Here is a 21,111-nt window from a genome sequence, read left to right as displayed (position 1 = left end):
CCGATGGCCGCGACCGTTCCCCTGCTGGAGCTGGAGGGCGTCGAGGTCGTCTATGACGGCAGCGTCCTGGCCCTGAAGGGGGTGTCGCTGGTGGTGCCCGAGGGGGGCGTGGTCGCCCTCCTCGGGGCCAACGGCGCCGGCAAGTCGACGACGCTGAAGGCGGTCTCGCGGGTGCTGGCGGCCGAGGGCGGCAGCGTCCGCCGCGGCCGCATCCGCTTTCGCGGCGAGGCGATCGACACGCGCACGACGGCCGAGCTGGTGCGGCGCGGCATCGTCCACGTGCTGGAGGGCCGGCGGCTCTTCCGGCAACTCGACGTGGAGGAGAACCTCCGCATGGGTGCCTATTCGCGCTCGGACCGCGCCGGCATCCGCAGCGACCTGGAGGAGGTCTACGCCCTCTTCCCGCGCCTGCGCGAGCGGCGGAAGCAGAAGACGGGATACCTGTCGGGCGGCGAGCAGCAGATGGCGGCGATCGGCCGTGGGCTGATGGGCCGCCCGGCGCTGATGCTGCTCGACGAGCCGACCATGGGCCTGGCCCCGGCGATCGCGTCCGAGGTCTTCGCCGTCGTCCGGCGGCTCAACACCGAGCGCGGCGTCGCCTTCCTGCTGTCGGAGCAGAACCTGGGGCTGGCGCTGCGGGTGGCGGGCCACGCCTATGTGCTGGAGAGCGGCAGCGTATCGTTCGCCGGCGAGCCCGCGGCCCTGGCCGGCGCGGGGCGGGCGGAAGCGGCCTATTTCGGCGCGTGAGGCGCGGCGATGGCTGTCGCCTCCGCTCTTCTGGCCGACCCCGGCAATACCGGATACCATCATGCGGCCGACGGCGTTCGCCTTCGGGCTGATGGGTAAGGGCAGGGGGCGACGATGACTGCAAGGTACAATGTCCTGGCCGCCGTCGCGGTCGCCGCCGGCCTGGCGCTGGGCGGCTGCGCGGTGCCGTCGTCTGGGCCGGACGCCATATCGCCCGATCGCATCGCCCAGATCCTTGCCAGCCCCGACCGGTCCGAGGCCGATCGCACCAACGACCTGCGCCGCAAGCCCGACCGCATGCTGGCCTTCCTCGCCATCCAGCCCGGCACGGTGGCGCTCGATCTCAGTGCTGCCGGCGGCTACACCACGGAACTGGTCGCGCGGGCCGCCGGTCCGACCGGGATGGTCTATGGCCAAAGCCGGCCACCCGGCCCGCCGCGGCCTGCCGCCATGCAGGCGGTACCCGAGGGGAACAGCCACCCGACGGCGGCCGCCCCGCCGCGCGCCGCCGCCCCGGCCACACCGCCGCCACGCCCGTCGCCGGTGGCGCTGGCCGACCGCGACGCCAAGCTGAAGGCCGCGGGCGTTGCTGCCGCGCCCATCGTGGCCCTGTCCCGCCCGTTCGAGGATCCGGTCCCGCCCGAACTGGCGTCTAGCCGCTTCGACCTCGTCACGCTGATGTTCAACTATCACGACCTGGGCCATCTCGGCATCGACCGTGCGGCCATGAATGCCGCGGTCTTCCGCGCCTTGAAGCCGGGCGGGATCTACGTCATCGCCGACCATGCCGGCCGGCCGGGCACCGGCATTTCCGAGGCCGGCACGCTGCACCGGGTCGAGGAGGCGTTCGTGCGCCAGGAGGTCGAGGCCGCCGGCCTGAAGCTGGTGGCGGTCGGCGATTTCCTGCGCAACCCCAATGACCCGCGCGACCGCAACACGCCGGACCCGCCGCAGCCCAAGGACCAGTTCGTCCTGAAGTTCGCCAAGCCCTGAAGTTCGCCAAGCCCTGAAGTTCGCCAAGCCCTGACGGCCATGGCTGGCCGTCGTCGTCTCAAGCGACGGCCAGCCGCTCCAGTGCCGCCCGGTCGAGGATCGCGATGTGCTGGGCCGAGGTCGCCTGGATCAGCCCGTCGCGCTTGAGGTCGGCGATCACCCGGCACACCGTTTCGATTGTCAGGCACAGATAGTCGGCGATGTCGTTGCGGTTCATCGGCAGGACGAAATCGCTGCCGCCGACCGCCAGGCGCCGTGCCATCTCCAGCACGAAGCCGACGACGCGCTCCTGCGCGGTCTGGCGGGCCAGCACGAGCAGCCGGGCGTGAGCCCGGGCGGTCGTCTCGAACGCCAGTTGCGGCAAGCGAGCGGCGAGCTCGGGCCGCGTCTCCAAAAGGAGGCGGATGCGACCGCGCGAGAAGCGGGTCACCGAGGCGTGGCCCAACGCCTCCACGTCGAGCGTATGGGCGTCGCCGACCTCGAAGCCGAAGACGTCGCCCGGCAGCAGGAACTCGCCGATCTGGCGGCGGCCGTCGGCCAGCAGCTTGCAACTGCGCAGCGCCCCCGTTGCCACCTGATACCAATGGGTCGCGGGATCGCCCTCGCGGAAGATTGCGTGGCCCGCCTCGCAGGGGGTGACCACCGCGATCGGTTGCAGGCCGCGCAGGACATCCTGCGGCGCTGGCCGGGGGCCGCGCGAAGGTGGCAGGTTGCGGAACGCCGACGGCTCGATCGGGTGGGCGCCTGTGGCGATCGCCAGCGACTGCATCGGTTTCTCCCGGTTGGCCGAAATCGTCGCCAAGGAGTAGGCCCGCCGCCGTCGCCCGGAAATTCGTGGAATACCCTTAGGTAGTTGTACGGAGGCGGCCGCTACCGGCCGTCTGCCAGCAGGGCGGCGATGGCGGCGACCAGGGCGTCGGCATCCAGGGGTTTGTCCAGCAGGGTCGACAGGCCGCGCGCCGCCGCGCAGCGATCGAGCCGGGGGCGGCCGTCCACCTTGCCGGTGATCAGAATGGCCGGCTGGTGGCAGCCGGCGGCGCGCAGGCGGTCCAGCAACTGCAAGCCGTTCATGCCCGGCATCTGGTAGTCGACGACAAGGCAGCCCTCCCGGCCGGCCGGGAGGGCGGCTGCCAGCGCGTCATCTGGCGACGCGAATGCCCGGACCCGCCAGCCGCAGGACGCCAGCAGCATCTCCAGCGCCGACCGCACGGCGTCGTCATCGTCCACCAGGACGACCAATCCCGTATCGGGGCCGGTGTCGCGGGACACGGCTGCGCTGCGCCTCTCTGGTTCCTGGCACCGTCCGGAAGGGGCGGCCGCCGGAAGAAAGGGGCATGCGCGGCCTTGCGCCGCAATTAAGGGAAAGTCCCTAGCCCGCCTCGTCGACCGAAACGCCGGCCAGGATCGCCACCCGCACGGCGGCGGAGACCGTCCGTGCCTGCAGCTTCTCCATCATGTTGGCGCGATAGATTTCGACGGTGCGGGGGCTGATGTCGAGGTCGAAGGCGATCTGCTTGTTGGATCGCCCGGAAACCAGGCCGTCCAGCACGTCGCGCTCGCGATGCGACAGGGTGGCGACGAGGGCGGCGGCCTCGGCGGCATCCCGGGCCCGGCGGTGGGTGGTCGCGGCCGCGGCCAGGGCGGCTTCGACGAGCCCCAGCAACTGGTCCTCGTCGAACGGCTTCTCGACGAAGTCGACCGCGCCTGCCTTCATGGCCTGGACCGCCACGGCGACATCGCCATGGCCGGTCATGACGATCACCGGCAGCAGGATGCGCCGCCGCCGCAGCTCCTGCTGCAATTCCAGGCCGCTCATCTCGGGCATGCGGATGTCGAGCAGCACGCATCCCGGCCGCAGGTCGGCCGCGCGCGCCAGGAAGGCCGGGCCGGAGGAATAGGTCTCCACCGCGAACCGGGCCGATCGCAGCAGCATCGACAGGCCGTCGCGCACCCCCTGGTCGTCGTCGACGACGTGGACGGTGCGCTCGATCTCCCCGGTCATTGCCTCGGCCGCTCGTCGTCGGCGGCGTCGCCCGGCCGCAGAGCGCTGACCGTGAAGCTGAAGATCGAGCCGCCGCCAGGGTTCGGGTCCCAGCGGATTCGCCCGCCATGGGCCTCGACGATGGATCGGCAGATCGACAGGCCGACCCCCATCCCCTGGGCCTTGGTGGTGACGAATGGCTGGAACAGCCGCTCGGCGATCTCTGCCGGCAACCCGCCGCCGGTATCGGCGACCGAGACGCGCACGGTCCGGCCGTCCGCCTCGGCATGGGTGGCGACGGTCAGTTCGCGCACGGGCGATCCTTCCATGGCCTCGATGCCGTTGCGCACGAGGTTGAGGATCACCTGCTGGATCTGCACCTTGTCGACCAGCACCCGTTCTATGCCACGGTCGATGCGGTACTGGACGCGGATGCCGCGCTCCTTGGCGCCGACCAGCGCCAGGGCGCTGGCTTCCTCGACCAGCTTGACGATACTTTCCGAGCGCTTCTCGCTCTCGCCCTTGGCCACGAACTCGCGCAGGCGGCCGATGATGCGGCCGGCCCGCACCGACTGCTCGCCGGCGCCCTTCAGCGCCTCTCGCGCCATCGCGACATTCTCGGCCGTGGGGTCGGCCAGGAAGCGCACGCCGGCCGCCATGAAGCCGGCGACGGCCGTCAGCGGCTGGTTCAGCTCGTGCGCCAGGCTGGATGCCATGGCCCCCATGGTGGACAGGCGCGAGATGTGGAGCAGTTCCTGCTGAAGGTCCTGGAGGCGGGCCTCGGTGCGTTGCCGCTCCGTCAGGTCGCGGATGAAGCCTGTGAACTTGCGCACTTCGCCCGTGCGCATCTCGCCCACCGCCAGTTCCATCGGGAAGGTGCTGCCGTCACGCCGCAGGCCGACCAGCAGCCGGCCGATACCGATGATCCGGCGTTCGCCGGTGGAAAGGTAGCGATCGAGATAGCCGTCATGGGCTTCCCGATAGGGCGAGGGCATGAGGATTTTGACGTTCTGGCCGGTGACCTCGGCGGCGGCGTAGCCGAATAGCCGTTCCGCCGCGCGGTTGAAGCGCTCAATGGTCCCGCGGTCGTCGATCACCACCATCGCGTCGGGTACGGTGTCGAGGATCGACTGAAGGTAGGCGGCCCTGAGCGAGAGCTCCTCTAGCTCGGGCGTCTCCGATGATGGGCGTGGCGGCGGGACGCCGGCGCAGGTGGCCATGGTCGCCACGAATCTTCATGTGGGCGCCCGCACGACGGCAGGCTCGATCCGGCAATGCTAGCGCCGGGATCGAGGGGGGACAATCGTGCAGCTTGCCGCATCGGCGGCCGCGGCTCAGCCGTGCCGGTGAGCCTCCCGCGCGGCGGCCGCCTCGGCCTGGTCGAACCAGTGCTTGATCAGCCAGAAATCGAAGAAGACGGCGAAGGCGGCGAAGATCAGGCCGGCTACATACATGCCGGGGTCCATGGTGCGGGCGGCCAGGAACAGGCCAAGGATGCCGAGCACGGCGATGAGGGCGCCGAGCACGAAGGAGCTGTTCGGGGACAAGGGGCTTCTCCTGTCGATGGGGTTTAGCGGCGGTCGTCGCGCGGGTCGTCGAGGAGGATGCGGCGTGCGGCCCCCTCGGGATCGTCGAACTGGCCGCTCCGCAGCGACCAGAGGAAGGCGGTAAGACCCAGCGCGCCCAGGATGAGGGCCACCGGGATGAGGAAGATCAGGCTGTCCATGTCCGTGTGCTCCGAACCAGGCGCATCGCGTTGGCGATGACGATGATGGACGAGGTCGACATGGCGATGGCGGCGACCAGCGGGGTGACTTGTCCCAGCACCGCCAGCGGCACGGCGCAGAGATTGTAGAGCCCGGCCAGCACCAGGTTCTCGCGCGCGCGGGCCGCGGCGGCGCGCGCCACCTGAAGCGTGTCGGCGACGGGGGCCAGTGCCCACCCCTGGAAGACGACGTCGGCTGCGGCCTGGCTCACGTCGGCAGCCGCCGCGGGCGACATCGAGACCGACGCGGCGGCCAGCGCCGGTGCGTCGTTCAGCCCGTCGCCCACCATCAGCACGCGCCGGCCGGCACGGGCCAGCCCCTCCAGGAATGCGACCTTGGCAGCCGGGTCGGTCGCGGCCTGCCACTCGCCGATTCCGGCGGCGGCGGCGGCCCGGGCGACCGCCGCCGGGCGATCGCCGGACAGCACCAGGACGCGCAGGCCGGCCCGGTGCAGGCGCCCCACCGTGGCGGCGGCATCCGGCCGCAGCATGTCGGTGAAGGCGAAGTGCACCGGGGCGCGTCCGGGCCGCGCCAGGAACAGTTCGGGCGTATCTCCCTCGTTGCCGGCGACGCCGCAGAAAGCGCGGCTGCCCAGCCGCCATTCCCCTTCGGGCGCGGACCAGGACAGGCCCTGGCCCGGATGCTCGACGACATCATCGGCGGCGGCGACCGGCCGGCCGAGCGCGTTGATCAACGCCTGGGCGAGGGGGTGGCGACTGGCCGCGGCCAGGCCCGCCGCGGCCACCAGGTCGTCCGGGTCGCGGGCGCCGTCGGGGATCAGGCTCGGCCGTCCCAGGGTCAGCGTGCCGGTCTTGTCGAGGACGACCGTGTCGACAGCGGCCAGCCGCTCCAGCGCCGTCGCCGATTTGAGCAGGACGCCCCGGCGCATCAGGCCACCGCTGGCGACGATCTGTACGACCGGAACGGCCAGCCCGAGCGCGCAGGGGCAGGTGACGATCAGGACGGCCACGGCATAGAGCAGTGCCTGCTGCCACGGCACGCCCATCCCCAGCGACCAGCCGAGGAAGGTTGCGAGCGCAGCCAAGTGGACGACGGGCGCGTAGCGGCGGGCGACGCGGTCGGCCAGCGCCACCATGCGGCCGCGGCCATGCTCGGCCGCCTCCATCAGGCGCACGATCTCTGACAGCAGGGTCCCTTCGCCGATCGCCTTGACGCGGATGGTCAGCGGTGCCGACAGGTTGACGGTGCCGGCGAACACGGCCGTGCCCGGTGCCGCCGGGGCCGGCACGGATTCGCCGGTGACCAATGCCGTGTCGACCTCCGAGCGGCCGGCCTGCACGATGCCGTCGACGGCGATCCGCTCGCCGGCCGCGACCAGCACGCTGTCGCCGGTATGGATGCGGTCGAGCGGCACGCGCTCGGCCGTGCCGTCCGCACCCAGCACGGTGGCCGCCTGGATGCGCAGCGCCAGCAGGTGGGCGGCTGCCTCCCGCGCGCGGCCGCGGGCGCGATGGTCGAGATAGCGCCCGATCAGCAGGAAGAACAGCAGGGTGATCGCGGAATCGAAATAGGCGTAGGGCCCGGACCGGATGGTCTCGAATAGGCTCATCGCGGTCGCCAGCGTGACGCCGAGGGCGATCGGCACGTCCATGCTGGTGCGCCCGGCCGAGAGCGCACGCCAGGCCCCCTCGAAATAGGGGCGACCGGCATAGAGAACGGCCGGCATGGCGATCGCCGCCGAAATCCAGTGCATCAGGTCGCGGGTGGCGGTGCCCATGCCGCCGTCATGGCCGGACCAGACCGCGACCGACAGCAGCATGACGTTGCCGGCGGCAAAGCCGGCGACCGCCAGCGCGCGCAGCAGACGGCGTTCCTCGAGGGCGCCGGCGTCGGCCAGACGCGCCGGATCAAACGGCGCCAGCGCGAAGCCCAGGCGCGCGACCGGCGCCAGGACCGCGTCGGCCAAGTCGGGGGCGCCCCGCCATTGCACGACCAGGCGTCGCGTTGTCATGTTGACGCGGGCATGCACGACCCGGGGATCCCGCGCCAGTACTGCCTCGATCAGCCAGATGCACGCCGCGCAGTGCAGCCCGTCCACCATCAGGTGGGCCGTGGCGGTGCCGTCGCCGCGATCGCGGGCGAAGGGGGCCGCTTCGGGCTGAGCCGCCGGGTCGGGCCGCAGCGCCCGCAGGCCGGCGTCGCTGACGAAGCGCTCGTAGAACCGGTCGAGGCCCAGCGCTTCGACTGTGGCGCGGGCGGCCGCACAGCCCGTGCAGCAGAAGCCGTCCGCCATACCCGCCGGCAGCGGCTGGCTGCAGTGGCGGCAGCCGGCGACCTCGGCCGGGCGCTGCGCGATGATCGCGACCGCGGTCACGGCAGGACGAGCCGTTGGCTCATGCGGAAGTTGCCGTCCTCGCGGCGCCCGTCCAGAGTCGCCTGCCACAGGCCGGGTCGGAGACCGTCGAGCGGTGCCGCGAAGGTGCCGTTGGCGCGCGGCTGGAACTGCAGGACGACCGCGGCGTCGTTCTCCAGCGGTCGGTCCAGCCGGCCCTGCATCCGGGCCCCGTCGAGCGCCCGGCCGTCGCGGTCGCGCAGCGTCACGACCAGTTCGCGGCCGCCCAGTTCGCGCCCGCCTTCGGCCGTGCCGGCGATCGTGGCGGTGCCCGTCCAGCCCAGGCGGTCCTGGCGCGCCTGCATGGCCAGGATGCGGTTGTAGGCGATGCCGCGCTCATAGGGCCGGTCGACCGACAGGCCGGGGAACGTGCTGATGGCGGCCGTGATCAGCCCGGCATTGACCGCGACCACGACCAGCATGCCGCCGGCATAGATCCAGGGAATCCAGGAGCGGCGCGGGGCCGGGGCGGGGGTGGCCAGCATGGTCATCGTCGCTACTTCCGGGGTGCGAGGAAGATGGAATCGTGGCTCGCGCTGTCGCCACCGGCCTGGCGGCGCGCGCGGAACACGATGCTGCTGGATTCGGCGACGGACGAGTCCGCCGGCACCGTCACGAAGACGCGGCGGGTGGCGACGGCATCGGGCCGGGCGGACAGGTCGGTCAGGCTGTCGGGGGCATCGGCCAGCGACAGGAGCGCGCCGGTCAGCCCGTCGACCGACAGGCGGAAGGTCTGCGGCTCCCAGCTCTTGTTGGAGACCTTCACGGTGTAGCCGTTGCGGATGCTGCCGTCGGCCAGCGTGACGAAGAGCGGATTGCGGTCGCGCTGCACCGTCAGTTCGACACTGGCCCGGCTGCTGAGCGCGGCCACCATCACCATGGCGGTGATCGCGATCAGGATGACGTAGAGCACCGTCCGCGGCCGCCACAGCCTGTAGCGCGCCTTACGGCCGCTCGCGCGGGCTTCCTGGTTGGCGAGCGTGTCCCAGCCGATCAGGTTGGGCGGCCGACCGACCTTGGCCATCACTCCGTTGCAGGCGTCGATGCACAGGCCGCAGCCGATGCATTCCAGTTGCTGGCCGTCCCTGATGTCGATGCCGGTCGGGCACACGACCACGCACTGCATGCAGTCGACGCAGTCGCCGCGGCCATCCCACTCGGTCCCCAGCTTGTGCTTGCCGCGGGGTTCGCCGCGCCAGTTCCGATAGGTGACGACGATGCTGTTCTCGTCGAGCAGCGCGCCCTGGATCCGTGGCCACGGGCACATGTAGGTGCAGACCTGCTCGCGCGCCCAGCCGGCCAGCAGATAGGTGGTTGTCGTGAAGAGGGCGATGAAGGAATAGGTGGCGACACTGCCTTCGCCGTGCAGGATCGGGCCGAAGCTGGAGGGCGCGTCGACGAAGTAGAGAATCCAGGCGCCGCCGGTGACGGCCGCGATCAGCAGCCAGACGGCGTGCTTGGCCAGCTTGCGGGCGACCTTGTCGGCGCTCCAGGGCTGCTTGTCGCGGCGCATGCGGGCGTTGCGGTCGCCCTCGATCAGGCGCTCCACCAGCATGAAGAGGTCGGTCCAAACCGTCTGCGGGCAGGCGTAGCCGCACCAGACGCGGCCGAGCAGGCTGGTCGCCAGGAACAGCGCCAGGGCCGCCAGGATCAGCAGGCCGGTGACATAGTAGACCTCCTCCGGCCAGATCTCGATCCAGAGGAAATAGGCACGGCCGGCATCCAGGTCGATCAGCACGGCCTGGTCGGGGGCCAGCGGCCCGCGGTCCCAGCGCAGCCAGGGCACGACGTAGTAGATGGCCAGGCACACGGTCAGTAGCGCCCATTTCACCTGGCGCCAGCGGCCCTGCACCGCCTTGGGGTAGACCTTGACGCGGTCGGCATAGAGCGGCGGCGGGGGCGCGCCCGATCCCGGCGGCGGGGGATTCGGCGGGCCGGCGGCGGGAGCCGCAGCCGGCCGCGCGCGGCTAGCGGCCGCCGCCGAGGGAATGGACATAGACGGTCAGCATCTTAATGGTGGCCTCGTCGAGGCGGGTATTCCAGGCCGGCATGACGCCGCCGCGGCCGAGATGGATGCTGTGCGCGATGGCGGCCTTGTCGCTGCCAAAGAGCCAGATGCGGTCGGCGAGATCGGGAGAGCCCAACTCGACATTGCCGCGGCCGGCGGGACCGTGGCAGGCCGCGCAGTTGTCGGCGAAGATGGCACTGCCACGGGCGGCCGCGGCGCCATCCGTCGACCGACCGGACAGGGACAGGACGTGCTCGGCCGTATCGGCGATCTGGGCCGCGGTCAGGATCTGGTCGGCGCCGAACCGCGGCATCTGCGAGGCGCGGGTGTCGGGGTGGCTGCTGCGTACGCCATAGAGGATGGTCCGCTCGATGGCGGCCAGGTCACCGCCCCAGATCCATTCGTCATCGACCAGCGCCGGAAACCCGCCCTTGGCGCCGGCCCCGCCCGCCCCGTGGCAGGGCGCGCAATTGTCGGCGAAGGCGGCCCGGCCGCCGGCAAAGGCGAAATCCCGCAGCTCGGGCGAGCGGTCGACCGCCGCGATCGGCGTCGCGCGGATGCGTTCCAGCATCGGGCGGATGCGCTCGCGCTCGGCCTGCATGGTTTCGGCCAGTTCGGCCCGCCGGGACCAGCCGAGGACGCCATGCACCCAGGGCAGCGACGGATAGAACACGTAGTATCCGACCGACCAGGCGATGCAGGCATAGAAGACGTAGAGCCACCAGCGTGGCAGGGGGGTGTTCAGTTCCTTGATGCCGTCCCACTCATGGCCGGTGGTCGACCGGCCGGTGACGGCATCCTTTTCGATCTTGGTCGGCATCGCCGCAGCCTTTCGTCGGGGTCAGCGATCGTCGCGGAACGGGATGCGCCCGTGATCTTCCAGGCGGGCCCGGTTCGCGGGCCACAGGGCCCAGACGAGGATCCCCAGGAACAGCGCCATGAACCAGACGAGCCAGAGCGAGCGCAGCGCGGCGTAGATTTCCATGATTTCCATGATTGCTTGCTCCTACTGCTGCAGGTCTTTGAGCGTGTAGTCGCTGAACTTCACCAGCGTGCCCAGCATCTGCAGATAGGCGACCAGGGCATCCATCTCGGTCAGGTGCTTTGGGTCGCCGTCCAGGTCCCCGGCGACGGCCTTGGGATAGCGGGCCAGCAGCCCGGCGGTGTCGGCCTCCGGGTTGGCCTGGGCGCGCAGGTCGGCCAGGGCGTTGGCGATCATCTCGTCCGTGTAGGGCACGCCGACCGCGCGGTTGGTGCGCAGGTGGTCGGCGATGTCGTCGGTCTTGAGCGCCCGGCCGGCCAGGAACGAGTAGGGCGGCATGATCGATTCCGGCACCACGCCGCGCGGGTCCATCAGGTGGGTGACGTGCCACTCGTTGGAATACTTGCCGCCGACGCGCGCCAGGTCCGGCCCCGTCCGCTTGGACCCCCACTGGAACGGGTGGTCGTACATGCTCTCGGCCGCCAGGCTGTAGTGGCCATAGCGCTCCGCCTCGTCGCGGAAGGAGCGGATCTGCTGGCTGTGGCAGACGTAGCAGCCCTCGCGGATGTAGACGTTGCGGCCGGCCAGCTCGAGCGGGGAGTAGGGGCGCACGCCCTCCACCCGCTCGATCGTGGTCTCCACGGCGAACAGCGGGATGATCTGCACCAGCCCGCCGATCGAGACGGTGATCAGCGTCAGCACGGCGAGCAGCAGGACGTTGCGCTCGATGATGTCGTGGCGGAAGGCCATCGCTATTCCCCTCCGGTCAGGCGGCGGCGCGGACGCGGCCGGCCACCGGCGCCGGGGCGCCCCTGGCCGTCATCCACAGGTTGAAGACCATGATCAGGGCGCCGGCGAGGAAGCAGAGGCCGCCCAGCGCCCGGATGACGTAGAAGGGGTGCATCGCCGCGACGGTCTCGACGAAGGCGTACTGGAGGAAGCCCAGCTCGTCATAGGCGCGCCACATCAGCCCCTGCATGATGCCCGACACCCACATCGCGGTGATGTAGAGGACGATGCCCAGCGTCGCGATCCAGAAGTGCCAGGAGGCCAGGCGCGGGGAATACAGCCCCGGCCGCCGCCACAGCACCGGCACCAGGTAGTAGACGGCGCCGAAGACGATGAAGGCGACCCAGCCGAGCGCGCCCGAATGGACGTGGCCGATGGTCCAGTCGGTGTAGTGGCTGAGGCCGTTGACGGGCTTGATCGACATGACCGGCCCCTCGAACGTGCTCATGCCGTAGAAGGCGACGGCCGTGACCGAGAAGCGCAGGCCGGGGTCGGTGCGCAGCTTGTCCCAGGCCCCCGACAGGGTCATCAGGCCGTTGATCATCCCGCCCCAGGACGGCATCCACAGCATGATCGAGAAGGTCATGCCCAGCGTCTGGGCCCAGTCGGGCAGGGCGGTGTAGTGCAGGTGGTGCGGACCGGCCCAGATATAGAGGAAGATCAGCGACCAGAAGTGCACGATGGACAGCCGGTAGGAATAGACCGGCCGGTCCGCCTGCTTGGGGATGAAGTAGTACATCATCCCCAGGAACCCGGCGGTCAGGAAGAAGCCGACGGCATTGTGGCCGTACCACCACTGCACCATCGCGTCCTGCACGCCGGAGAAGACGATGTAGCTCTTCGTTCCCGTCAGCGACACCGGCACTGCCAGGTTGTTGACGATGTGCAGCAGGGCGATGGTCAGGATGAAGGCGAGGTAGAACCAGTTTGCCACATAGATGTGCGGCTCGCGGCGGCGCAGCAGGGTGCCACCGAACGCCACCAGGTAGGCGACCCAGACCAGCGTCAGCCACAGGTCGACGTACCATTCGGGCTCGGCATATTCCTTGGACTGGGTGACCCCGGTCAGGTAGCCGACCGCCGCCAGGACGATGAAGAGCTGGTAGCCCCAGAACAGGAACCAGCCCATCAGATCGCCGCCGAAGAGGCGCGCCCTGGACGTGCGCTGGACGACGTGGATCGAGGTGCCGAGCAGCGCGTTGCCGCCGAAAGCGAAGATGGCGGCCGAGGTATGGAGAGGCCGCAGACGGCCGAAGGATGTCCATTCCAGGTCGAGGTTGAGCAGCGGGAACGCCAGTTGCAGCGCGATGACCACGCCTACCAGGAAGGCGGCCACGCCCCAGAACATGGTCGCGACGACGAAGGCGCGGACGACATCCTCGACGGGGTCGAAGATCGACTGCGCCGGCGGTACTAGTGCCGGTTGCGCCGCGGGCGCGGGCAGCATGTCGGTGGCAGCGATGGCGGTCATTCTGTCGCGTCTCCCCCAGCCGGCGCCGGCCGGCGCCCGTCCCAAGGCAGCGATCCTGGCAGTGCGGCCGGGGGCGGCCATTGATGCAGATCAATCCCGACCCGCCAGGCCCTGGGGCAAGCGGTCGCGGGGGGCTTCAGGCGAGCTGGTGCCAGGCGAACCACAGCAGGGCCGCGGCATTGACCAGCATGATGGCCGGCATCGCGCGGCGGGCGAGCGCGTGCCACCGGCGGCCGAAGAAGACGCCGGCGAAGCCGACGGCAAAGAGGGCGGGCAGCGTGCCGATGGCGAAGGCCAGCATGCCGAGCCCGCCGCCGCCCGCGCTGCCGCTGCCGGCGGCGGCGGCCAGCGCGCCATAGAGCAGGCCGCAGGGCAGGAACCCCAGCGCCAGCCCCAGCGTGAAGCTGCGGCGGCCTGTCGGCGCCTGAAGCAGCGGGGCCAGCCGGCGCGATAGAGCGGCGGCCGCCCATGTCGTCGGGCCGCCGCCCTGCGCCATCGGGATCAGGGATTGCAGGCCGCGCGCGAGGAACAGCAGGGCCGCCAGCGCCAGCAGCCCGGCCGGCAGCCAGCGCGATCCGGCCATGGCCGCTGCCTGCCCGGCCAGCGCGCCGCCCAGGGCACCCAGGAGGACATAGGTCGTGCTGCGCCCCAGGTGATACGGCACGAGGGCAGCGCCGCGCAGGCGCTCGAGCGTGCCGAAGCGCTGTCCGGCGCCGGGAAGGGCGGCCGCCACCTGGCCCAGGACGAACGGCCCGCACATGGCCATGCAGTGCGACAGGCCGCCGAACAGCCCGGCCGCGAACATGGTCGCCGCGAACAGCAGCGGCGAATCCATCGCCGCCAGGCCCGGGAATATCGCGTCGTGCTGCATCGCCACCCTCCGATGGCGGAAGCTGACGGCAAAACCCGGCCGCGCCCTGATTCAGATCAATGGACGGCCGTCATACCCGCTGGCGCAGGACACTGCGGACCGAGTAGCGGCTGGCCGGGTAGAGGTTGTGTGAGATCTCGAAGGTGGCACCGGTATGGGCGACGTAGCGCCGGCGCACGATGAGCGCGGCTGCCTCGGCCTCGGCGCGCAGCAGGCTGGCAAACTGCCGGGGCAGCTCGCCAGCGGTGATCTCCTGCTCGACATGGTCGAGCTTCAGGCCGAACTGCTCCATGACGATCTCGTACATCGCGCGCTCGCCCGTCCGCACCTGGTCGCGATCCGGCACGAAGCGCTCCGGCACCAGGACTTCCGACCAGCAGAGCGGCGCATCGTCGGCCCGCGTCGTGCGCAGCCCGGCGATCCGCAGCCAGCGCTTGTCGGGCAGGTCGGTGAAGCCGCTCAGCGTGCGGTCGGACAGGGCGGCATAGCCCTCGTGATGGACCGTCAGGCGGGTGCTCTGGGCAAAATCGAACAGGCCGCGCAGGTCGCGCAGGCTGTGGACGTAGGGTGAAACCGGCCGTTCGGCCAGGACCACGGTGCCGGTCTTGCGCCGGCGCCATAGCAGCCCCTGCTCGGCCATCACCTTCAGGGCCTCGCGCACGGTGTGCCGGCCGACCGCGAAGCGCTCCTGCAACTCCTGCTCGGTCGGAAAGCGGCCACCGACCGGGTAGACGCCAGCCGCGATCTCCTCGGTCAGTTCGGCGGCGAGCGCGATGTGGCGGGATGCCGGAGGGCGGGGTTCGTCCATGCCCATATAATGGCCGCTGGCGCTCGTCAGGTCGAGTTGACCGGCAAGGCGGCCCCGTCGCCGCAGCCCTCCCGGTCAGGAAAGGCGGGCGGCGGCTCCCAGCCGAAGACGCTCCGCCCGCCCAGTTGATGGGACTGCTGCCGTTCCCGGGCAATCAGGTCGGCGACCGGGGCGGCGGCGGCGCGGTCGATCCGCCGCGACTGCTCGTCCAGCCGGCGCAGGGCATCCATCTCCTCGGCATCGCCCAGCCGGGCCCGGCGCACGGCCGACCGCAGCACGGCGATCGTCTCGTCATAGACCTTCAGCGGCACCGGGAAGGGGTGGCGGTCCTTGCCGCCATGGGCGAACGAGAAGCGGGCGGGGTCGGCGAAGCGGCAGGGCGCGCCATGGACGACCTCCGCCACCAGGGCCAGTGCCCGCACGGTGCGCTGGCCCACCCCCGGCACCTGCAGCAGCTGCGCGAAATCGACCGGTCCGCGCTCGGCCGCCGCAACCAGATTGGCGTGCAGGCGGTGCGCGTCGACATCCGCCGGCCGCACGTCATGGTGGGCGGGCATGACGAGGTGGGGCAGGGCGTACTGGGCCGGTGCGGGCTGGGCCGGTGCGGGGCGGGCAGGTGCGGCCCGCTCCTCGATGATCGTCAGCTCGCGGGCGATCCGGTCGGGCCCCAGCCGGTGCAGCAGGTCGATCTGAGCCAGCCGGGAGGGGGCGGCCCGCTGGTCGGTCAGGTTCACGATCCGGCCGCGACCGGGGCCCTCGATCGCGGCATGGGGGGCGTCGACGAAATCCTGCACCCCCTCCGACAGCCAGTGGTAGCGCCGGGCCTGGCGGCGCTCGCCGCACATGCCCTGCTGCACGACGGTCCATTTGCCGTCGTCGGTGACGATGAAGCCGTGCAGGTAGAGATCGAAGCCGTCCTGCACCGCCGCACTGTCGACCTTGGCCACCAGCCGGCTGGTGGCGGCCAGGGCGTCGCCGTCGATGCCGACCCGCTCGGCCACCGCCGCCAGCTCGGCCGGGGTCCGGCGCGAATGCCGCCCGCGCCCGCCGCAGACATGGATGCCGAGTTCGCCCGCCAGCGGCGCCAGCCCGCGCTTCAGCGCGCCGACGACGCTGGTGGTGATGCCCGACGAATGCCAGTCCATGCCCATCACGGCGCCGAAGGACTGGAACCAGAAAGGGTGCGCCAGGCGGCGCAGCAACTCGTCGCGGCCATATTCGTGGACGATCGCCTGCGTGACGACGGCACCCAGCCGCACCATGCGGTCGGCCAGCCAGCGCGGCACGTGGCCGCCATGCAGCGGCAGGTCGGCACTTCCTGCGCGTTTCACCATGGGGGTATGATAGGCCGGTTCGCGGCCCGGATCAAAACGAGAACGAGTCTGGCCATTGGTGACGATGCCGGTTGCTCGTAGGATGATCCGATGACACCCCACGCCCAGCGGTTTCTCGTCATCCTGTTGTTGGCTTGGCCGAGTGTGGGCCAGGCCCAGATGCCGTCCGCGGGGGCCGACTTCGCCCTCGGTGGTGCCTTCAAGACCGAGTTCAATCTCGACCGGATCGGCCGGCGCGGGGACCGGCGGGCCTATTGGGACTTCACGAACAAGTCGGAGCTTGCGCTCGACCTCAGCCTGCCGGCCGGGTTCTCGGTCCATGGCGTGTTCAAGCTGGAGCCGGCGGACCGCGAGCCGGACGGCAGCGACGGTTTCCTGCGCGCCCACGCGGCCTGGGTCGACCAATTCTACCTGAACTGGAGCCGTGGCCCGGTCACGGTCTTCGCCGGCAAGATCCAGCCGCGCTTCGGCTTCGCCTGGGACCGGGCGCCCGGGCTGTACGGCGACGACTTCGCCGAAGGCTACGAGCTGTCCGAAAAGATCGGCGCCGGCATCCGCCTCGGCCTGTCGGATCTGTTCGGCACGACGGAGATCGGCGACCACAGCCTGCAGGCAGAATTGTTCCGTGCCGACCGCACGCCGCTATCTGCGTCCCTGGGCGCGCGACGCTACGCCGTTCCTTCGACGCCGGGGCGCTACGCCGCGCGCAACCGCCGCGCCTATGGTGGCGCCGACAACACCGCCGGCTTCGGCAACTATGTCCTGTCGCTGGCGGGCGAGGCGGTGCCCCTGGGCCCGGGCAAGCTCGACTACAACCTCGCCTACTCGTCCCGCCGGGCGGGCGAAGACAGCATCGCGGCGGCCACGGCCGCCACCGAGCGCGGCCATGTCGCGGGCGTGGCCTGGGCGGCAGACCTGCCCCACGGCATCACCGCCACGCCGTTGGCGGAATGGGTGCGCCTCGACAATGCCGACGGCGTCGACCGGCGGCGGCGCGACGTGGCGACCGCCGGCCTGGCGGTCGCCTGGGCGCCGATCACGCTGGCCTATACCTACCAGTGGCAGCGCGACCGGGGCGACAGCCCGGCGCGCGCCACGCAACACGCCGCGTCCGCCTCCTATGACCTGGAAGCGGCCAGCGAATGGCTCGCCGGCTTCACCTGGACCGTTGGCTGGCGGCGCCTTCGCGAGGAGGGGCGGGCCGCAAACGACCTCGGGATGCAACTCGCCTACGGCTACCGCTTTTGACGCGGCGCGTCAGCCGCGACGCCGCAACGCCGGGTCGGGATAGCTGGCTTCCTCGCCCTGGTCGGTCAGGGTTGGGAACTCGCCCTGGTTCTGCACGGCCAGCAGGGGTTCCGCCTTGGGCTCGGCATCCCCAACTGGCTTCGTCGCCAGCATCTGCTTGTCCTCGTGGGCGGTCAGTTCCTCGGCCGCATGCCAGTGGTCCTCGGCCTTGCCCTCGGGGCGGCCTTCCGTGATCCATAGTTCGTGCGCCCGGCGGCGGACGCGCTCTTGCCTGTCCATTCCTGTCTCCAGCAGTCAACGACCGGTCAACTGGAAGGCAGGCAGGGTTGTTCCCCGGGGAACGGGTTCCGGCGCCGCCCGTTTGGGTCTTCGCATGCCCCCGCAAAGGTGATCCGGCCATGGCGCCCCGTTCGTTCTGGAAGGGCTATCTGAAGCTCTCGCTCGTCACCTGCCCGGTGTCGATGGTGCCGGCCACGACCGACAACGAGAAGGTCCGCTTCCACACCCTCAACCGCAAGACCGGCAACCGCATCGCCAGCCGCTACGTCGACGCGGTCAGCGGCAAGCCGGTCGACGAGGACGACGAGGTGAAGGGCTACCAGCGGGGCGAAGACGAGTACGTCATGCTGGAGGACGACGAGATCGAAGCGGTCGGGCTGGCCAGCACCCGCACCATCGACATCGAGACCTTCGTGCCGCGCGATGCGATCGAGTGGATCTGGTACGACAAGCCGCACTACCTGACGCCGGACGACCCGGTGGGGGAGGAGGCGTTCTCCGTAATTCGTGAAGCGATGGCCGCGACGGGCACCGTCGGCATCTCGCGCCTCGTCATGTACCGGCGCGAGCGCTCGGTGATGCTGGCGCCCCGCGACCGCGGCATCGTGCTGTGGACGCTGCGTTACGGCGACGAGGTGCGCGAGGAGAAGGCCTATTTCGCCGGGCTGGACAGCGACAAGCCCGAGACCGCCCTGATGAAGCTGGTGGCTCGGCTGATCGATGAGCGGACCACCGCCTGGAAGCCCGACATGGTCGACGACCCCGTCCAGGCTCGCCTGCTGGAACTGATCGCCGCCAAGAAGAAGGGCCGCAAGCGCGCCGCCCCCAAGGCCAAGGCCGAGCCGCCGCGCCCCAGCAACGTCGTCAACATCATGGACGCCCTGCGCCGCAGCGTCGCCGCGGAAGGCAAGCCCATCCGCAAACGCTAACTGCCTTTGGTGCGGCGGGACTTGGCAACGGGCAGCGGCACGGCCGCGGCGCGGAAGCCATCCCATGGGTCGCTGCGCAGGGTCGCCAGCCGGGTGGGCGCGTTGGCGACGGTGAAGTAGGCCGGGCCGATGCCGGGGCCGAGTTCGTCCCAGGCGAGCGGCATGGAAACCGCGGCTCCGGGCCGGGCGCGGGTGGAGTAGGGGGCGACTGCCGTCATCCCGCGCTGGTTGCGCAGATAGTCGATGAGGATGCGGCCGCGCCGCTTGGACTTGGTGATGGTGGCGACGAAGCGGTCCGGGCTGTCGGCCGCCATCGCTTCCGCCAGGCCACGGGTGAAGGCCTTGACCGCCGGCCAGTCGGCCTTGGGCTTCAGCGGCGTGACGACATGCAGGCCCTTGCCGCCGGAAGTCTTGACGAAGGCGGCAAGCCCCATCTTTCGCAGCCGGTCGGCGGTCTCGGTCGCGGCTTCGATAACGGCCTCCCACGGCACGCCCTCGCCGGGGTCGAGGTCCATGACGATCAGGTCCGGATGCTCCCAGTCGGCCAGCGTCGACCCCCAGGGGTGGATCTCCAGCACACCCGCCTGCACCAGCCCGATCAGGCCGTCCAGGTCATGGATGGCGATCAGCGGCTGGCCGCCCGCGTCGGCCGGATCGGCCACGAGGTCGATCGCGGAGTGGACGCCCTTCCAGGCATGCTTCTGGAAGAACGACTGGCCGGCGATCCCCTCCGGCGCCCGCAGCAGGGCCAGCGGCCGGCCGACGATATGGGGCGCCACATGGCGCCAGACCTCGGTGTAGTAGTCGGCCAGCCCCTCCTTGGTCACGCCGTCGTCGGGCCAGTAGACGCGGTCGGGGTGGGTCAGCTTCACCGTCCGGCGCGGCGCCTTCGGGGCAGGCGCCGATTTGGCTTCCTCGCGCACGATCTCGGCCGCGGGCTTGTCCTCGCGCAGGCCACGGAAGGCGGCGTGGCGCAGATTGCCCTCGCCGGTCCAGCCGCGGAACTCGACCTCGGCCACCAACTCGGGCCGGGCGTAGCGCACGCCGCGCGCGGCCTCTGCGTCCAGGCGCCCGGCGAACGGGCTGGCCGGTGCCTTCAGCCGCTGCAACTTCGCGAACAGGTCCTCGGCCACCGCCGCGGTGAAGCCGGTGCCGACGCGGCCGACATGGCGCAGCTCGCCATCCTCGTGCACGCCCAGCACCAGCGAGCCGATCGCCTTGCGCGACGTCGTCGACGGGACATAGCCGCCGACCACGAACTCCTGCCGCGCCGAGCATTTCGACTTGACCCAGCTCTTCCCGCGGCCCGACCGGTAGGGCGCGTCGCGCAGCTTGGACACGACCCCCTCGAGGCTGAGGCGGCAGGCATGGCGCAGGATCATGGCGCCGCTAGCGTCGAAATGGTCGCTGAAGCGCACCAGGCCCGGCTCCGTCCCCACCAGGCCGCGCAGCATCTCCTTGCGGCGGGCCAGGCCCAGGCTGGTCAGATCGTAGCCGTCCAGGTGCAACAGGTCGAAAGCATAGAAGGCGAAGCGGTCGCTGCGGCCTTCGCTCAGGTCGGCCTGGAGAGCAGAGAAGTCCGACGCGCCGGAATCCGTCTCGACGACCAGTTCGCCGTCGATCAGGGCAGCCCCGGTGGGCAGCGCCTGCAGGGCGGCCACGACCGTCTTGCCGAACCGGCGCGTCCAGTCGAGCCCGCTGCGCGTCAGCAGCTTCACGCGACCGCCCTCGATCCGTGCCTGCAGGCGATAGCCGTCGAACTTGATCTCGTGCAGCCAGCGCGCGCCGGCCGGCGGCTTGGCCACCAGGGTCGCCAGCGCGGGCTCCACGAAAGCAGGCATGGCGGCCTTGCGGGCGCCCTTGATCTTCGCCGGATCGGCCCGCTCGACGGGCTCCGCCGGGGCCATGGCCTCGGTCGGGACGGTTCGCGCAGCCTTTCGCGGCTTGGCGATCCGCCCGGTTTTCGATGACCAGCCCGGGGCCTCGCCTTCCAGCTCCTCGACCTTGCGGCCGGTCTTCACCGATTCCGGCCTTTCCTCCAGGATGTCGGCCGCCCCTTCGGGCCGCGCGGCGTCATCCTCGCCCTTGATCAGCAGCCAGTTCTCGCGCTTCTCGCCGCGCTTGCCGGCCATGCGCACGAGGTGCCAGCGGCCGCCCAGCTTGTCGCCATGCAGCTCGAACTCCAGGTGGCCCTTGGCATAGCCCTTGGCGCTGTCGTGAACGGGTGTCCAGGTGCCGCGGTCCCAGACGATGACGCTGCCGCCGCCATACTCGCCCTTGGGGATGGTGCCCTCGAAGTCGCCATACTCCAGCGGGTGGTCCTCGACATGGACGGCCAGCCGCTTCTCGCCCGGCAGCAGGCTGGGGCCGCGGGTGACGGCCCAGCTCTTCAGCACGCCGTCCATCTCCAGCCGGAAGTCGTAGTGCAAGCGGGTGGCGGCGTGCTTCTGGATGACGAAGCTGTTGCCGGCCTTGCGCGCCTTGCGGCCCTTGGGCTCGCTGGTCGCCTTGAAGTCGCGCTTGCGGCGATAGGGTTCGAGCGCGGCCATGGC

The 21,111-nt window shown here is 70.8% G+C and carries 22 protein-coding genes; 4 read left to right on the top strand and 18 right to left on the bottom strand.

Annotation, left to right across the window (positions count from 1 at the left end):
- Positions 1–3 precede the first annotated feature (3 nt).
- Both STVA_RS16515 and STVA_RS16510 read left to right on the top strand, forming a co-directional pair.
- Positions 4–747, top strand: a complete 744-nt coding sequence (locus STVA_RS16515) for an ABC transporter ATP-binding protein (RefSeq protein ID WP_123695161.1) — start codon at positions 4–6, stop codon at positions 745–747.
- 114 nt (positions 748–861) lie between these two features.
- On the top strand, positions 862–1,740 hold the full coding sequence (locus STVA_RS16510; RefSeq protein ID WP_123695159.1) for a class I SAM-dependent methyltransferase: 879 nt from the start codon (positions 862–864) through the stop codon (positions 1,738–1,740).
- Positions 1,741–1,798: 58 nt separating this feature from the next.
- Here the strand turns inward: STVA_RS16510 and STVA_RS16505 are convergent, their stop codons facing one another.
- The 16 genes from STVA_RS16505 to STVA_RS16430 all read right to left on the bottom strand — a co-directional run bounded on the left by STVA_RS16505 (position 1,799) and on the right by STVA_RS16430 (position 16,103).
- Complete coding sequence (locus STVA_RS16505; protein WP_123695157.1) at positions 1,799–2,509, bottom strand: helix-turn-helix domain-containing protein; 711 nt, start codon at positions 2,507–2,509, stop codon at positions 1,799–1,801.
- Positions 2,510–2,610: 101 nt separating this feature from the next.
- Positions 2,611–3,009, bottom strand: a complete 399-nt coding sequence (locus STVA_RS16500) for a response regulator (RefSeq protein WP_197735651.1) — start codon at positions 3,007–3,009, stop codon at positions 2,611–2,613.
- A 100-nt stretch (positions 3,010–3,109) separates the two neighbouring features.
- Positions 3,110–3,742, bottom strand: a complete 633-nt coding sequence (fixJ, locus tag STVA_RS16495) for a response regulator FixJ (RefSeq protein WP_123695155.1) — start codon at positions 3,740–3,742, stop codon at positions 3,110–3,112.
- Entirely contained in the window at positions 3,739–4,941 is a 1,203-nt protein-coding gene (locus STVA_RS16490; RefSeq protein ID WP_142235904.1) for a PAS domain-containing sensor histidine kinase, read from the bottom strand. Before STVA_RS16490 ends, fixJ begins: the two co-directional genes overlap by 4 nt.
- A 114-nt stretch (positions 4,942–5,055) precedes the next feature.
- The gene (locus STVA_RS16485) at positions 5,056–5,268 is read right to left on the bottom strand and encodes a hypothetical protein (RefSeq protein ID WP_123695151.1); all 213 of its coding nucleotides are present in this window, start codon (positions 5,266–5,268) and stop codon (positions 5,056–5,058) included.
- A gap of 23 nt (positions 5,269–5,291) precedes the next feature.
- Complete coding sequence (gene ccoS, locus STVA_RS16480; RefSeq protein ID WP_123695149.1) at positions 5,292–5,447, bottom strand: cbb3-type cytochrome oxidase assembly protein CcoS; 156 nt, start codon at positions 5,445–5,447, stop codon at positions 5,292–5,294.
- Positions 5,435–7,741 carry a copper-translocating P-type ATPase gene (locus STVA_RS16475; RefSeq protein WP_123695396.1) on the bottom strand — a complete coding sequence of 769 codons (2,307 nt, stop codon included), beginning with the start codon at positions 7,739–7,741 and terminating at the stop codon, positions 5,435–5,437. Before STVA_RS16475 ends, ccoS begins: the two co-directional genes overlap by 13 nt.
- A gap of 77 nt (positions 7,742–7,818) precedes the next feature.
- The gene (locus STVA_RS16470; protein ID WP_123695147.1) at positions 7,819–8,331 is read right to left on the bottom strand and encodes a FixH family protein; all 513 of its coding nucleotides are present in this window, start codon (positions 8,329–8,331) and stop codon (positions 7,819–7,821) included.
- Positions 8,332–8,336: 5 nt separating this feature from the next.
- Positions 8,337–9,836 (bottom strand): cytochrome c oxidase accessory protein CcoG, encoded by a 1,500-nt coding sequence (gene ccoG / locus STVA_RS16465; RefSeq protein WP_123695145.1) that lies wholly within the window; start codon positions 9,834–9,836, stop codon positions 8,337–8,339.
- A complete protein-coding gene (gene ccoP, locus STVA_RS16460; RefSeq protein ID WP_123695142.1) occupies positions 9,808–10,668 on the bottom strand; it encodes a cytochrome-c oxidase, cbb3-type subunit III in 861 nt (286 codons plus the stop codon). The genes ccoG and ccoP overlap by 29 nt, the downstream gene beginning before the upstream one ends.
- Positions 10,669–10,689: 21 nt before the next feature.
- Complete coding sequence (locus STVA_RS16455) at positions 10,690–10,842, bottom strand: cbb3-type cytochrome oxidase subunit 3 (protein ID WP_123695140.1); 153 nt, start codon at positions 10,840–10,842, stop codon at positions 10,690–10,692.
- 12 nt (positions 10,843–10,854) lie between these two features.
- Positions 10,855–11,580, bottom strand: coding sequence for a cytochrome-c oxidase, cbb3-type subunit II (ccoO, locus tag STVA_RS16450; protein WP_123695138.1), 726 nt, complete (start codon positions 11,578–11,580; stop codon positions 10,855–10,857).
- 16 nt (positions 11,581–11,596) lie between these two features.
- Entirely contained in the window at positions 11,597–13,090 is a 1,494-nt protein-coding gene (ccoN, locus tag STVA_RS16445; RefSeq protein WP_420822795.1) for a cytochrome-c oxidase, cbb3-type subunit I, read from the bottom strand.
- 136 nt (positions 13,091–13,226) lie between these two features.
- Positions 13,227–13,961 (bottom strand): sulfite exporter TauE/SafE family protein, encoded by a 735-nt coding sequence (locus STVA_RS16440; RefSeq protein ID WP_123695134.1) that lies wholly within the window; start codon positions 13,959–13,961, stop codon positions 13,227–13,229.
- A 70-nt stretch (positions 13,962–14,031) separates the two neighbouring features.
- Entirely contained in the window at positions 14,032–14,769 is a 738-nt protein-coding gene (locus STVA_RS16435) for a GntR family transcriptional regulator (protein WP_170216721.1), read from the bottom strand.
- 26 nt (positions 14,770–14,795) lie between these two features.
- On the bottom strand, positions 14,796–16,103 hold the full coding sequence (locus tag STVA_RS16430) for a DUF763 domain-containing protein (protein ID WP_123695130.1): 1,308 nt from the start codon (positions 16,101–16,103) through the stop codon (positions 14,796–14,798).
- A 90-nt stretch (positions 16,104–16,193) separates the two neighbouring features.
- Here STVA_RS16430 and STVA_RS16425 point away from each other — a divergent pair, with 90 nt between their 5' ends.
- A complete protein-coding gene (locus tag STVA_RS16425) occupies positions 16,194–17,351 on the top strand; it encodes a porin family protein (protein ID WP_142235794.1) in 1,158 nt (385 codons plus the stop codon).
- Between the two features lie 9 nt (positions 17,352–17,360).
- On the opposite strand, the gene STVA_RS16420 is transcribed toward STVA_RS16425, so the two are convergent.
- Positions 17,361–17,630 (bottom strand): DUF2934 domain-containing protein, encoded by a 270-nt coding sequence (locus tag STVA_RS16420; protein ID WP_123695126.1) that lies wholly within the window; start codon positions 17,628–17,630, stop codon positions 17,361–17,363.
- A gap of 119 nt (positions 17,631–17,749) precedes the next feature.
- Between STVA_RS16420 and ku the strand changes: the two genes are divergently transcribed.
- The gene (gene ku / locus STVA_RS16415; RefSeq protein ID WP_123695124.1) at positions 17,750–18,559 is read left to right on the top strand and encodes a non-homologous end joining protein Ku; all 810 of its coding nucleotides are present in this window, start codon (positions 17,750–17,752) and stop codon (positions 18,557–18,559) included.
- Here the strand turns inward: ku and ligD are convergent.
- On the bottom strand, positions 18,556–21,108 hold the full coding sequence (ligD, locus tag STVA_RS16410) for a DNA ligase D (RefSeq protein ID WP_123695122.1): 2,553 nt from the start codon (positions 21,106–21,108) through the stop codon (positions 18,556–18,558). The genes ku and ligD overlap by 4 nt on opposite strands.
- Positions 21,109–21,111 lie beyond the last annotated feature (3 nt).

The sequence above is a fragment of the Stella humosa genome, from assembly GCF_006738645.1.
Classification (GTDB): Bacteria; Pseudomonadota; Alphaproteobacteria; order ATCC43930; family Allostellaceae; genus Allostella; species Allostella humosa.
Note: the sequence above shows the minus strand (reverse complement) of the source record. Positions and strands in the feature narration are given on the sequence as shown.